Origin of the sequence: Gemmiger formicilis (assembly GCF_016901605.1) — a bacterium.
Taxonomy (GTDB): domain Bacteria; phylum Bacillota; class Clostridia; order Oscillospirales; family Ruminococcaceae; genus Gemmiger; species Gemmiger formicilis_B.
Genome location: NZ_JACJKP010000077.1, coordinates 1 through 12,614 on the forward strand (window position 1 = coordinate 1; position 12,614 = coordinate 12,614).

The following is a 12,614-nucleotide window of genomic DNA, read 5'->3' on the forward strand; positions in this document are numbered from 1 at the left end:
GATCAGCGCAGATTCCAACCGCAGGCTGTTTTCTCCGGGATTCAAGACCAAACCGGAGGCTTCCTGATTTTTCTGAAGCATATTGGCAAAATCGTCAAAGCGCAGCATCATGATCTGACGTCCCTGACCTGCCGTTTTTTGCCATGCATGGACTGCATCCCAATCGCTGAAAGCCAGATAATAATGTTTATCATCTTTGCTGTTCAGCATGACCAAACTGATTTTGGTATCTTTGGGCAGTTGTACTCTTCCATCGGGCCCCGGCTTCGGTGCAGGGGCGCCCTTGATATCGAACACTGCCGGGGTAAGCAAGGGGGACTTTACCAGTTCATTGATAACCGCGTTCAGGTTCTTCGGGCTGTTTTCTTTCCTCAATACAGCGATGGTTTCTTTCAGGGCCGGATTCAAAGCCGGAGCTTTTTGCTCATTGCGTTCAGGCATGCTTCTTCCTCATTTCAGTTTGATGGTATTGATGGCTTCTCGCAGATAAGATACACCGACCAGCTTCAAGCCGGGAAACTGTGCCGGATCGATCAACTTCAAATTGTGTTTGGGAACTATGGCAGTATCAAAGCCAAGACGCTGGATTTCCCGCAGGCGCGCTTCCAAATGCGGAACACCGCGTATTTCGCCCCCCAGACCTACTTCCCCTACGGCTACGGTCTTTTCCCCTACCGGCAGATCCAGCAAGCTGGAGGCCATAGCAATGCAGACCGGAAGATCGCAAGCGGTTTCGTCCAACTTCAAACCGCCAATGATATTCACATAGACGTCCTGATTGGAGAAAGTATACCCGGCGCGACGCTCCAGAACGGCAAGCAGAAGGTACATCCGATTATAGTCAAAGCCGCTGGCAGTCCGCCTTGGACTGGGGAAGCTGGTTTTGGCTACAAGGGCCTGAATTTCACTCAGAACAGGACGGGTCCCTTCCATGACACAGGCCACACAGGTGCCGCTGATTCCCAAGGGCCTGCCCTCCAACATGACTTGAGAAGGGTTTTCGATTTGTGCCAATCCTCGGCCGGTCATGTCAAACATACCGATTTCATTGGTGGAACCGTATCGGTTCTTTACCGCGCGTAAAACGCGATAGGGCAGCGTCTTATCGCCCTCAAAATACAAAACGGTATCCACAATATGCTCCATAACTTTGGGGCCTGCAATAGCACCATCTTTATTTACATGGCCAACGATAAATGTGGGAATCTCCAAGGTTTTGGCCACATTCAAAAAGCGAGCGGTACTCTCCTTGACCTGGCTTACGGTTCCGGACGAAGAAGAGATGTCCGTACACCGCATCGTCTGGATAGAATCGATAACCACCAAATCCGGCTTCATAGATTCAATCAGACCGCAAATCTCGTCCACATCGCTTTCGGCCACCAGAGAGATATTATCCTGAGGAACATCCAAACGAACAGCCCGGAGCTTGATCTGACGGACAGATTCTTCGCCTGTGACATACAGAACACTCTTGGTTTTGCTGACCTCTCCGCAAAGTTGCAGCAGTATGGTAGATTTGCCAATGCCCGGTTCGCCACCAATCAAAGTGACACTTCCTACTACAATGCCACCGCCCAAAACACGGTCCAGTTCGCTGATTCCTGTAACAATCCGGCTCTTTTCTTCCGTTGTACTGATGTTTTTCAGTTTGTGCGGCACCAAAGAGGTTTGCCCGGGAACGCGGGCTGGAGCTGCACTCCGGGTGGTAGTTGCTTTAGCAGGTTCTACCACAACGTCCTCTGTCATTGTATTCCACGCCCCACATGACGGGCAGCGCCCCAGCCAGCGAGGACTGGTTTCGCCGCATTGGGTACAGACATATACCGTTTTCATTTTGTCTTTGGGCATATTTTCTCTCCCTACTTACAGGCTTCTTTTATTATATCCTAAATGTGGCGCAGGGGCAAGGCAAACCGCATAAATCTTTGACCTTACAAAAAGTGCCGGGCATATCCGTACTCTTTGGCGGATACAACCCGGCAACTTTTTTACAGCATTACTTTGTGGTATACTTTCTTGCCTTTTTTGATTACAACGCCATTGCGAAGCGCATCTTCCGACAAAACAGTTTTGGGATCGGTCACTTTTTCACCATCTACCAGGACACCCCCCTGCTGCACAAGCTGCCGTGCCTCACGGTTGGAAGCACACAAACCGGCAGCCACCATAGCAGCCAGCAGACCAACGCTGCCGTCCTTTACCAAAGAGGCATCCAGCGTCGTGCTGGGCATATTCTCGTGGTCAGCAGCACCGCCAAACAGGCCACGCGCCGTCTGCTGGGCCTTCTCGGCTTCTTCTTCACCATGAACCATCTTGGTCAGCTCGTAGGCAAGGATTTCTTTAGCCTGGTTCAGCTGCTCCCCCTGCCAGTTTGCCATTTCGTCGATCTGCTCCAGCGGCAGGAAAGTCAACATGCGGATGCATTTCATGACATCTGCGTCTCCCACGTTGCGCCAGTACTGGTAGAATTCGAAGGGGCTCGTTTTGTTGGGGTCTAGCCAGACAGCATTGCCGGCAGTTTTACCCATCTTCTTACCCTGAGAATCCGTCAGCAGAGTGATGGTCATAGCATAAGCGTCTTTGCCCAGCTTGCGGCGAATCAGTTCGGTACCGCCCAACATATTACTCCACTGATCATCGCCGCCGAACTGCATGTTGCAGCCGTAATGCTGGAACATGTAGTAGAAGTCGTAGCTCTGCATGATCATGTAGTTGAATTCCAGGAAGGAGAGACCTTTCTCCATACGCTGCTTGTAGCACTCGGCGCGCAGCATGTTATTGACACTGAAGCAGGCACCAACCTCGCGCAGCAACTCTACATAGTTCAGGTTCAGGAGCCAGTCGGCGTTATTCAGCATCATAGCCTTGCCATCGCCGAATTCGATAAAACGCTCCATCTGACGTTTGAAGCATTCTGCATTGTGCGCAATGTCTTCCTTTGTGAGCATTTTGCGCATATCCGTACGGCCGGAAGGATCGCCGATCATGGTGGTGCCACCGCCAATCAGGGCGATGGGACGGTTACCAGCCATTTGCAGACGCTTCATCAAGGTCAAAGCCATAAAATGGCCCGCGGTCAGACTGTCCGCGGTGCAGTCAAAGCCAATGTAGAAGGTTGCTTTACCATTGTTGATGACTTCTTTGATTTCTTCCTCGTCGGTCACCTGCGCGATCAAACCGCGCGCTTTCAGTTCATCGTAGATCGTCATAAAAGTTCCTCCTGATTTGCGGCAAGGGCAAAATAAAAAGCCCCTGCCAAATGTAAATTTGGCAGAGGGCGAAAATTCGCGGTACCACCTCTGTTTGCCCGAACCTCGCGGTAGCAGGCCTTCGCAGGTGCAGCAGCCAAAGGGACGCCACAACACCCAAGCGCTATAACGTGCGCACACGGCTCAGCTTACTGGTTTCACGTTCAGCCTGCTGCTCCGGGCTGTATTCCCCATTGCAATGGGCTGTCAGTTCCTTTCACCAGCCGGAACCTCTCTGTGGCAGCTTCACTGCGGGTACTTGTGCCCCTCAACACATTTTGTAAATATAACTGTATCATACTCAAAAAGGAAAGTCAAGCCGGCAATGGGTAATAGATTATCGGGACTTTTCAATCAGTTCCCGTGCGTTGGCCAGGCTGAGTTCTGTGACTTTATCGCCGGAAATCATCCGTGCCAATACCTGCACACGCCCATCCAGATCCAAGGTATGAATCTCAGTATAAGTTCGTTCCCCACGGACATTTTTCTGGATCAATAGCTGATTGTCTGCAAAGGCTGCCACTTGAGGTGTGTGGGTAATGCAAAGCACCTGGTGCCCTTTGGCGGTCTGGTGCAGCAACTGCCCGATACGACCAGCTGCCAGTCCGGAAACACCGGTGTCAATTTCATCGTAGATAACAGTGGGTAAGGCATCCCGATCTGCCAGCGCGCTCTTGAAGGCCAACATAATGCGGGACAATTCACCACCGGATGCAATCTTTGCCAGCGGTTTTGGCTCCTCACCCCGATTCGTAGAAATCAAAAATTCCACGTTATCTTGTCCGTGAGAAGACAAAGGTCCTTTTGCGTGCCGCAAAGTGAAGCGTATTCCCGGCATATTCAGGAATTCCAACGCTTTGCGCATCTGCTGATTCATGGCCGTAAAGGCTTTCAGGCGTGTTTGCGTCAATACTTCGGCAGAGTCTTTGGCTTTGGCATAGAGTTTCTGCATTTCGGCTCTCAGTTCTTCAATTTTTTCCCCCGAAGATTGCAGACTTTCCAGCTCCGCTGCGGCAGCTTCTCTTCGCGCCAGAAGTTCTTCAACTTCCATGCCAAATTTCTGCTTAATCCGATAGATCGTATCCAAGCGACTTTCAATCTGGTTGAGTTCCCCCGGATCGAAATCATAGGCGTCAAGGCGGTCAGCCAAATCGGTTGCCAGTTCCCGAGCACCGTAATAAAGTTCCTGCAAACGTTCCGCCAGGGGCGCCAATGTTTCGTCCAGGCGCGCGCTGTTCTGTAAGGCATCTACCGAGCTTCCCAACAGGTCAGCCGCGCCGGATTCTTCTCCGTCCTCATCACCGGCAAGCGCCAGATGGGCTGAAGTAATTCCCTGCAGGATGCTCTGCGCATGGGCAATCACGTTTTTGCGTTCCTGTAACGCTTTTTCTTCCCCAGGCTGCAGTGATGCCTCGTCGATGGCGTCGATTTCTGCCGACAAGGTTTCCATACGGCGCTGTTTGTCAGCCTCGCTGGTGTTCAGGGCATCCAGTTGCCTTTTTACAGCAACAAGATCCCGGTAACACTGATAATACCGTGCGAACTGTTCACGATTCCGGGCGTATTGATCCAGCAGGCCCAAATGCAACGCCGGGTTGGTAAGCCCCTGGCTGTCGTGCTGCCCATGGATGGAAAGTAACCCGGCAGATATATCCCGCACGACGCTGGCAGTGGCGGGCATCCCATTTATGCGGCAGCTGCCCTTTCCCTCAGCGTTTATTTCCCGGTATAGCAACAAATCGTCAGATGCTTCATACCCACACTTCTCCAAACGCTTTTTTACCGAATCCGGAATGGATTCGAAAGTAGCCCAGATACTGGCTTTGGAAGCACCACTGCGAACCAAATCCCGGGAAGTACGATTGCCCAGAATCGCATTGATGGAATCAATAAGAATGGACTTACCGGCGCCGGTTTCACCTGTGAGGACATTGAAACCTTCGGTAAAATTCACTTCCGCTTTTTCGATTACAGCAACATTTTCAATTTTCAGGTTTGCCAGCATAGGCCAGCCCCTCCCCTGTTTTTGTGCAGCTGCGCTCAACCGCGGCGTGCATACTGTTGTAAGGCTTTGCAGATTTCTGCTGCGTCTTCCTCGGTGCGCATCAGAATAAAGAAGGTGTCATCACCGGAAAGTGTACCCACCACATTGTTCCATTGCTTTGCGTCAAAGACTTCGCAAGCCGCATTGGCCATCCCGGAGAAACATTTGACCAGAACCATATGGCCCGCGTAGTCCACCTTGAGGACGGATTCCCGGAAAATCATTTCGAAACGACTGGGAGAATGAGTCACTTTCCCGGATGCTGCTGCCGGCATGTAGCGGTATCGCCCTTCGGCATCGGCAACCTTTACCAGTTGCAGATCGCGAATATCACGCGAAACCGTCGCCTGTGTTACATCAAAGCCCTTTTCTCGCAGGTGTGCAAGCAGATCCTCTTGCCGATCAATCGGATGCTTCTCTATCAGATTTAAAATTGCCTGATGACGTGCACTTTTCATTGGAATCATCTCCTCATGAGCTTATTCTCTATTGCGCAAAACTGTTCGGATTCTTGAAAGGTAATCAACTGTAATTTTTCAGGGGCAGCGGTAACCTTCATTTTCTGCCCCGGCAAAAGAATGTTCTGCGGTCCGCTGTCGGCACAGGCATAACAGCGATCGCGGTTTTCGCTGTCCGCAACGATTTCCAAGGTGCGGCTGGCGGCAAAAACCAAAGGCGCGGTATGTACGTTATGCGCACATACCGGCGTAAGCGACATTACGTCAGCAGCGCCATCCAATACCGGCCCCCCAGCAGAAAAAGAGTATGCCGTGGAACCGGTAGGCGTAGCCAAAATCAACCCGTCGCTCCGGTAGCTGCTGACAAAAGCACCATCGCAGTAGACCCTATAGTCCATGGGGTGCATACGAGTCTCGCCAAACACCACAATATCATTGATGGCCCGCATCTGCCACGCGCCGTCAGCGGCAACAGCACAGAGCAAACCACGTTTTTCCAAGGAGTAGTCTCCCTGTGCCAAACGCGGCAATTTGTCCGGAAGTTCTTCAACTTCACAGGTGGCCAAAAAGCCGGTTCGCCCCAAATTAACTCCCAACACAGGCTTTCCATAACGGACACAGGAATGTCCGCTGCGCAGCAATGTGCCGTCACCGCCGATGGTAAGTACCTGATCTGCCTGACGATAAGCCTGCTCCTCAGGCAACACGGTGACACCTGACAACTGCCAATGGATGCCATAATCCGGAACCAGGACCGGAACATGCAACTGCTGCAGGATTTCTGCAGCACGTCGTGTAACAACCAATCCCTGATCTTTTGTGATATTGGGAATCAGCAAGACCGCCATGTACGGGTTCCTTCCTTTAGTGTAGATTGGGAGCTTTATCCAATGCGTTATGTGCGGCCCGGACAACGTCCAAAAGCGTAGCTTCCGGCAAAATTTGCGGGTCGCTGCAGTGCTGCACATACATTAGAAATTCGATATTTCCTTCCGGGCCTTTGATCGGTGAAAAATCCATGCCGGCAACAGTAAAATGATTGGCTGCCGCATACCCTTGGGCCATTTTCAGAACTTCGTAATGGGTATCCGGTTCGCGTACAACGCCTTTTTTACCAACTTTTTCCCGTCCGGCCTCAAACTGGGGTTTTACCAGGCAAACGCCCACCGCATCCCCTGTGCAAATCTGATCTGCCACCGGGAAAATATGTTTGAGAGAGATAAACGAAACATCTACGCTGAAAAAAGCAACCGGCTCTGTAAGGTCTTCCGGTTTTACATTGCGAATGTTGGTACGCTCCATATTGACTACACGAGGATCTGTGCGCAAACTCCAGGCCAACTGCCCGTAGCCAACATCCACGGCGTACACTTTGACGGCACCGTTTTGCAGCATACAGTCGGTAAAACCGCCGGTAGAGGCGCCGATATCCATGCAGACTTTTCCATCCGGTTTCATCGGGAACACCTGCATAGCTTTTTCCAGTTTCAGACCGCCGCGGCTGACATAGCCGATATCATGCCCGCGAACTTCCACCTTGGCGTCGGGCGAAATCATCTCCCCGGCTTTATCGGCTTTCTGTTCATTTACAAAAACGATGCCTGACATAATCAGCGCCTTTGCCCGCTCACGGCTCTGCACAAGACCGTTTTGGCACAAATACTGGTCCAAACGGATTTTGCTCATAGGTGCTTCTCCTTTACATAACGCAAGACATCTGCAGCAAGTGCGGCAGCGTCCAATGCCTGATCGCGGCGGAGCTGCGGTACATTGGCATGCAGCATGTGGGTATTATCTACAGCGTGAAGCAAATAAGTTCCCCGCCACCCGGATTGCTGCAAGGCAAAGGCCAACTGTTCACCGATTCCTCCGGTACGAATAGCATCTTCTGCAAACAAAATCATTTCATAATTTTGCAGCGCTTCACAGATTTTTTCCGGCAGAGGGTACAGGCGCACCAGCTTGTAACAGTCGGCCGCAATTCCCTTCTGTTGCAGCAAGTCGCACGCTGCAATGATTTCTTCCGCTTCTGCGCCATAACTTACCAGCGCAATGCGCGCAGAAGGGCGTTGTTCAACCCGGTCAAAGGTATTACCGCTGCACCCAAGGGCAGCCAGGGCTGGCTTTTCGTCACCACGGGCATATCGGATAGACCTCGGGCCACGCTCTTTTTGCACCAGATAGCGCAGCCAGTATTTCAGTTCTTCGTAGTTCGCCGGTGCATATACGGGAATCCCGATCTGGCTGAAGAAGGCTGTATCATAAATGCCCTGGTGCGTTTCGCCATCGCCCGGTACCAGGCCGGCACGGTCAACCGCAAACAAAACATCCAGCTTCATCAGGTTGACATCATGAATGATCTGATCGTAAGCACGCTGGAAGAAGGTGGAGTAGATTGCCACCACAGGCAAAAGCCCCTGGCTGGCAAGTCCCGCCGCAAAGCTGACCGCATGTTCCTCCGCCATTCCCACATCGAAAAAGCGATCAACGTGTGCATGTTTAAAAAAGTTGAGCCCTGTGCCATATTTCATGGCCGCAGTAATGGCACAAAGGCGCGGCTCCTCGTTCCCCAACTGGGCCAACGTAGAACCAAAGGTAGTGGAGAAAGAATCCTTGGGGGAAAGTTCCGGATTTGTCAGATGGTTCAAATCGATAGAAGAAACAGCGTGGAACTCACCGGGGTTTTCTTCGGCAGGTTTCAGTCCCTTGCCCTTTTGCGTAACAACATGAAGAAAAATCGGCGCAAACTGTTCACGCAGGTTATTCAACATTTGTTCCAGCATAAAAACATCGTGGCCATCTACAGGCCCGATATACTGGAATCCCATTTCTTCGAACATGGTCGAATGATAGATGCCGCGACGAACCAATTGCTTGCCGTTTTGCAGTCCCTTTACAAGGGCATCACCAACCAGCGGGATGCTTTCCAGAACCGTTTCCATATGTGCCTTGGCATGGAAATATTTGGGATCTGTGCGCAGCTTGGTCAGATAGTTGGCCATCTGCCCCACGTTCTTCGAGATCGACATTTTGTTGTCGTTCAGTATGACAATCAGGTTATTGAGTTTACTGACATTATTCATGCCCTCGTAAACCATTCCACCGGTAAAAGCACCGTCACCTACAATCACGACTACTTTTCCGGGCTCATTTTTGATTTTCTTGGCGCGGGCAATTCCGATAGCTGTAGAAAGTGCCGCGCTGCCATGACCGGCCACAAACGTGTCACAATTACTTTCTTTCGGATTGGGGAACCCTGACAGACCTTCTTTTTGCCGCAACGCGGAAAAGCCTGCACGCCGCCCCGTCAGCAGCTTATGCGTATAACACTGATGTCCAACATCAAATAAAATTTTATCTTGTGGTAAATCCAACGTACGATGCAGCGCAACCGTAAGTTCCACCACGCCCAAATTGGACGACAAGTGACCGCCCGTAGAGGACACACTCTGAATCAAAAACTGCCGGACTTCCTCGCACAGATTGGGCAGATCCTTCTCTGCCAATAATTTGACGTCTCCAGGCGCTTGAATGCGCTCCAAAAGCGGATAAGTCATTACATAGCACCTCCGCGGTAGTTTTTATACTTCATACAAGGGGCATCGGCATAACAAAGCCCAAAATGACCCCCAAAATGGCACCGGTCAGAACCTCGATGGGGGTATGGCCTACCATTTCTTTCAGCTTTTTATCGCGCAAGAACGGAAAAGAAGCTGCACCCTGATCCATCCACTCGGTAAACAGTCGATTGAGAAGTTTCGCCTGTTCACCCGTTTCATAACGTACACCCATGGCGTCGTACATAACAATAATCGACAAAACAGCCGCAATTGCAAATTCAGGGGAACTCACGCCGCAAAACCGCCCAGTTGCCACTACCATAGCGCAGACTGTAGCCGAGTGGGAGCTGGGCATACCGCCTGCACCCCACATGCGTTCTGCAATAAAGCGACGAAACGTAATCAGATTGAGCAGCACTTTAATAATTTGCGCCGTAATGGAAGCGCAAAGCGCCGTCACCAATACAAAATTCCAGCTCAAGGCAGTTCGTAAAAATGTCATAAGCTACATCCTTATTTTTTCCGCTGCAGCAATTCAACAGCCAGTAACCGCAGAAAATCTGCAGACTCACCCAACTTTTGCAGTGCGGCCAAGGCCGTTGTATTGTGCTCATCGGCCAGACGGTGTGCACCTTCCAGTCCATACAAAGATACAAAGGTGGTTTTGTCATGCGCCACGTCACTACCCACAGGCTTGCCAAGTTCTTCCGTTGTGGAAGTCACATCCAGAATATCGTCCACGATCTGGAATACAAGCCCTACTTCGGCAGCATAACAGTTCAAAGCCTGCCGGATACTCGGAGCAGCACCGGCAGCCGCACACCCCAAATCCGTGGCAGCAATAATCAGCGCACCGGTCTTATGGGCGTGCAAACTCCTCAGCTGTTCTTCTGTTGCGGGTTCCTGCTCATATATTTTGTCCAGTTCCTGCCCCAACAGCATACCACGGGCACCACCGGCGCGGGACAACACAGAGGCCGCCTGAATGCGGCTTTCCGCCGGCAGCGCTGCATTTGCAATGACTTCAAAAGCAGCCGTTACCAGAGCATCCGCGGCCAACAGCGCAATATCCTCGCCAAACTGCTTGTGGCAGCTGGGCTTTCCTCTGCGGAAATCATCGTTGTCCATGCAGGGCAGGTCATCATGGATCAATGAGTAACAATGCAGCATTTCCAGCGCACAGGCATAATCCAGAGCGGACTCAGCCGAGGCACCTGCAAGTTCACAGGCAGCCAGCGTCAATACAGCACGAATGCGTTTACCGCCACCAAGAAGGCTGTACCGCGCCGCCTGACCAATACGGCTTTCTGCCGGCAAATAGGCATCGCAAAGCTGAACCAGGCGTGTTTCAGCAGACTCCGCCCAGTGCGTGAAAGTAGTCGAATATTGATCGTGCGTCATGCGTTGTCCCCTGCCTTTTCTGCCAATTGCGCATCGATTTCTTCAATCTGCAATTTTGCATTATCCAGCGTCTGTTTGCAGTAACTGATCAGATTGGCAGCTTCTGCATACACCTTTACAGACTGCGCCAGCGGCGTTGCATCATCCTGCAAAATATTCAGCAATTCCTGCAGGCGCTGCATTCCTTCTTCAAAAGATTTTGGCTGCCTCATTCCTGTGTTGCTCCTTTTGCCGTACCGGAATCTTTCCGGACGGCTTGTATCGTACAATCCGCTTCGGCTTTTGCACCGCAGATTGTGATTTGATCTCCTACCTGAAGGTGTTCCACCGTTTGTACGCTGTTCTTCTGCTTGACGATCGCATAACCGCGGGCAAGAACCTCATACGGGTTCAACGAAAACGCGAGGGCAGCAGCCGACTGCAGTGCCTGATTGGCCTGCTTATAGTATCCTTCCTGGGCTTTTACCACAGCTTCCTGCATTCGGGTCAATTCCTGCATCTTGCGATCCATGGATTGCCGTTGCCGCTGCATTCCCTGTTGCACAGCTGCCTGCTCGATTTTATTATAGCATATTTGAACGCGGTTCTGTATATTTTTTTGAATATTATCCTGTAAAATGGATAATTTTTGCAGAACCTCCATCCGGTCCGGCACGCAGAGTTCTGCGGCCGCGGAAGGTGTCGGTGCACGGAGATCCGCTACATAGTCAAGAATAGTGGTATCAATTTCGTGGCCAACAGCCGATACCACCGGTTTGCTGCAAGCAGCTGCCGCACGGGCAATACGCTCGCTATTGAAAATCCAAAGATCTTCCTTGCTTCCACCGCCTCGGGTAACCAGAATCAGCTCCGGCCGCTCATCCCGATCCAGGGCATGAATTCCTTCAACGATACTGCGTTCGGCTTCCAGGCCTTGTACATTGACCGGAGCTAACAGCAATTTGACCATGGGCCAGCGCCGCCCAATAACATTCTGTACGTCCTGCCAGGCTGCACCGGTTTTGCTGGTCACCACACCAATGCAGCGCGGCACAGCGGGCAAAAGCCGCTTGCGTTGTGGCGCAAACAAACCTTCTGCTTCCAGCTTTCTGTACAAGGCATCAAAGGCCATCTGTGCCGCACCGGCACCAAAAGGCCGCATATAATCCACATAGAGCTGGAAAGCACCGTCCCGCTCATAGATCGTAGCGTGACCATAGGCCAGTACCAGCATACCGTTTTGCGGTTCAAAGTTCAGCAATCGTGTTTGACTGCGAAACATCACGCTCTTTACGCTTGCGGTTTCGTCTTTTAAAACGAAATACATATGACCGCTTTTGTAATGCCTGGTGAAACCGGAAATTTCCCCGCAAACGATCAGATCGTTTAAAGGTTCGCATTGCGCCAACACATCCTTGGCCAGGCGGTTCAAGGTCGTTACATTGATGAAGTCGGCCATACATGACTCTCCCTGGCAGCCAAAATGGAAACACCAATCGCGTTATCGCTGGCAAATTTTCCCGGCACAAAGTGCGCACCGGGAATGCGCTTTGTGACGTATGCGCGAATCAATTCGCTGCTCATAACGCCACCGGCAAATACAACCGAAACGCCCCTATGCTGTTCCAGTGCGGCGTTTGCCATACGCACCAACGTTTCAGCGATGCACAAAAGGCAATACTTGCACACATAAGAAGGCGTTTTCCCTTCAGCCAGAAGCTTTGCACACTGATTCTCCAGACCGGACAGACTGCAAGTCATCCCCCGCACACTTGTTTTGGGGCGGATATCGTCCGCACACAGGGCGGCTTGCTCACTGACGTATTGTCCTGCCGGAAACGGAAAGCCCAACTTCACACCCAGACGGTCTACAGCCTGCCCCGCATAGAGATCACTGCTTGTACCTAAGGGGGTGATTGTA

At 51.5% G+C, this 12,614-nt stretch carries 12 protein-coding genes and 1 pseudogene; all 13 read right to left on the bottom strand.

Annotated elements, in window-relative coordinates:
- Positions 1-441: SseB family protein (locus H6B10_RS07660; protein ID WP_204651052.1), on the bottom strand; the 441-nt coding region annotated here is incomplete at its 3' end.
- Between the two features lie 9 nt (positions 442-450).
- Complete coding sequence (gene radA / locus H6B10_RS07665; RefSeq protein WP_204651053.1) at positions 451-1,851, bottom strand: DNA repair protein RadA; 1,401 nt, start codon at positions 1,849-1,851, stop codon at positions 451-453.
- A 140-nt stretch (positions 1,852-1,991) separates the two neighbouring features.
- Positions 1,992-3,212 carry a tyrosine--tRNA ligase gene (gene tyrS, locus H6B10_RS07670; protein WP_204651054.1) on the bottom strand — a complete coding sequence of 407 codons (1,221 nt, stop codon included), beginning with the start codon at positions 3,210-3,212 and terminating at the stop codon, positions 1,992-1,994.
- 376 nt (positions 3,213-3,588) lie between these two features.
- Entirely contained in the window at positions 3,589-5,256 is a 1,668-nt protein-coding gene (recN, locus tag H6B10_RS07675; protein ID WP_204651055.1) for a DNA repair protein RecN, read from the bottom strand.
- A gap of 35 nt (positions 5,257-5,291) precedes the next feature.
- The gene (locus H6B10_RS07680; RefSeq protein WP_204651056.1) at positions 5,292-5,762 is read right to left on the bottom strand and encodes an arginine repressor; all 471 of its coding nucleotides are present in this window, start codon (positions 5,760-5,762) and stop codon (positions 5,292-5,294) included.
- Positions 5,759-6,601, bottom strand: a complete 843-nt coding sequence (locus H6B10_RS07685) for an NAD(+)/NADH kinase (protein WP_204651057.1) — start codon at positions 6,599-6,601, stop codon at positions 5,759-5,761. The genes H6B10_RS07680 and H6B10_RS07685 overlap by 4 nt, the downstream gene beginning before the upstream one ends.
- 16 nt (positions 6,602-6,617) lie before the next feature.
- Positions 6,618-7,439 (bottom strand): TlyA family RNA methyltransferase, encoded by an 822-nt coding sequence (locus H6B10_RS07690; protein WP_204651058.1) that lies wholly within the window; start codon positions 7,437-7,439, stop codon positions 6,618-6,620.
- Positions 7,436-9,310, bottom strand: a complete 1,875-nt coding sequence (gene dxs, locus H6B10_RS07695) for a 1-deoxy-D-xylulose-5-phosphate synthase (protein ID WP_204651059.1) — start codon at positions 9,308-9,310, stop codon at positions 7,436-7,438. Before dxs ends, H6B10_RS07690 begins: the two co-directional genes overlap by 4 nt.
- Positions 9,311-9,341: 31 nt before the next feature.
- Positions 9,342-9,815: a divergent PAP2 family protein gene (locus H6B10_RS07700; RefSeq protein WP_204651060.1), complete on the bottom strand. Its 474-nt coding sequence runs from the start codon at positions 9,813-9,815 to the stop codon at positions 9,342-9,344.
- An 11-nt stretch (positions 9,816-9,826) separates the two neighbouring features.
- The gene (locus tag H6B10_RS07705; RefSeq protein ID WP_204651061.1) at positions 9,827-10,714 is read right to left on the bottom strand and encodes a polyprenyl synthetase family protein; all 888 of its coding nucleotides are present in this window, start codon (positions 10,712-10,714) and stop codon (positions 9,827-9,829) included.
- Positions 10,711-10,926: an exodeoxyribonuclease VII small subunit gene (gene xseB / locus H6B10_RS07710; RefSeq protein WP_204651062.1), complete on the bottom strand. Its 216-nt coding sequence runs from the start codon at positions 10,924-10,926 to the stop codon at positions 10,711-10,713. Before xseB ends, H6B10_RS07705 begins: the two co-directional genes overlap by 4 nt.
- Positions 10,923-12,152, bottom strand: a complete 1,230-nt coding sequence (gene xseA, locus H6B10_RS07715; RefSeq protein WP_204651063.1) for an exodeoxyribonuclease VII large subunit — start codon at positions 12,150-12,152, stop codon at positions 10,923-10,925. Before xseA ends, xseB begins: the two co-directional genes overlap by 4 nt.
- A pseudogene (locus H6B10_RS07720) lies at positions 12,131-12,614 on the bottom strand (glycoprotease); the annotation flags it as partial. The gene xseA and the pseudogene H6B10_RS07720, both read right to left, overlap by 22 nt.

Coding starts and splice junctions, on each gene's coding strand:
- H6B10_RS07685 (WP_204651057.1), bottom strand. CDS start 6,601: ATGGCGGTCTTGCTGATTCCCAATATCACAAAAGATCAGGGATTGGTT.
- tyrS (WP_204651054.1), bottom strand. CDS start 3,212: ATGACGATCTACGATGAACTGAAAGCGCGCGGTTTGATCGCGCAGGTG.
- H6B10_RS07690 (WP_204651058.1), bottom strand. CDS start 7,439: ATGAGCAAAATCCGTTTGGACCAGTATTTGTGCCAAAACGGTCTTGTG.
- H6B10_RS07705 (WP_204651061.1), bottom strand. CDS start 10,714: ATGACGCACGATCAATATTCGACTACTTTCACGCACTGGGCGGAGTCT.
- dxs (WP_204651059.1), bottom strand. CDS start 9,310: ATGACTTATCCGCTTTTGGAGCGCATTCAAGCGCCTGGAGACGTCAAA.
- H6B10_RS07680 (WP_204651056.1), bottom strand. CDS start 5,762: ATGATTCCAATGAAAAGTGCACGTCATCAGGCAATTTTAAATCTGATA.
- xseB (WP_204651062.1), bottom strand. CDS start 10,926: ATGAGGCAGCCAAAATCTTTTGAAGAAGGAATGCAGCGCCTGCAGGAA.
- H6B10_RS07700 (WP_204651060.1), bottom strand. CDS start 9,815: ATGACATTTTTACGAACTGCCTTGAGCTGGAATTTTGTATTGGTGACG.
- xseA (WP_204651063.1), bottom strand. CDS start 12,152: ATGGCCGACTTCATCAATGTAACGACCTTGAACCGCCTGGCCAAGGAT.
- radA (WP_204651053.1), bottom strand. CDS start 1,851: ATGCCCAAAGACAAAATGAAAACGGTATATGTCTGTACCCAATGCGGC.
- recN (WP_204651055.1), bottom strand. CDS start 5,256: ATGCTGGCAAACCTGAAAATTGAAAATGTTGCTGTAATCGAAAAAGCG.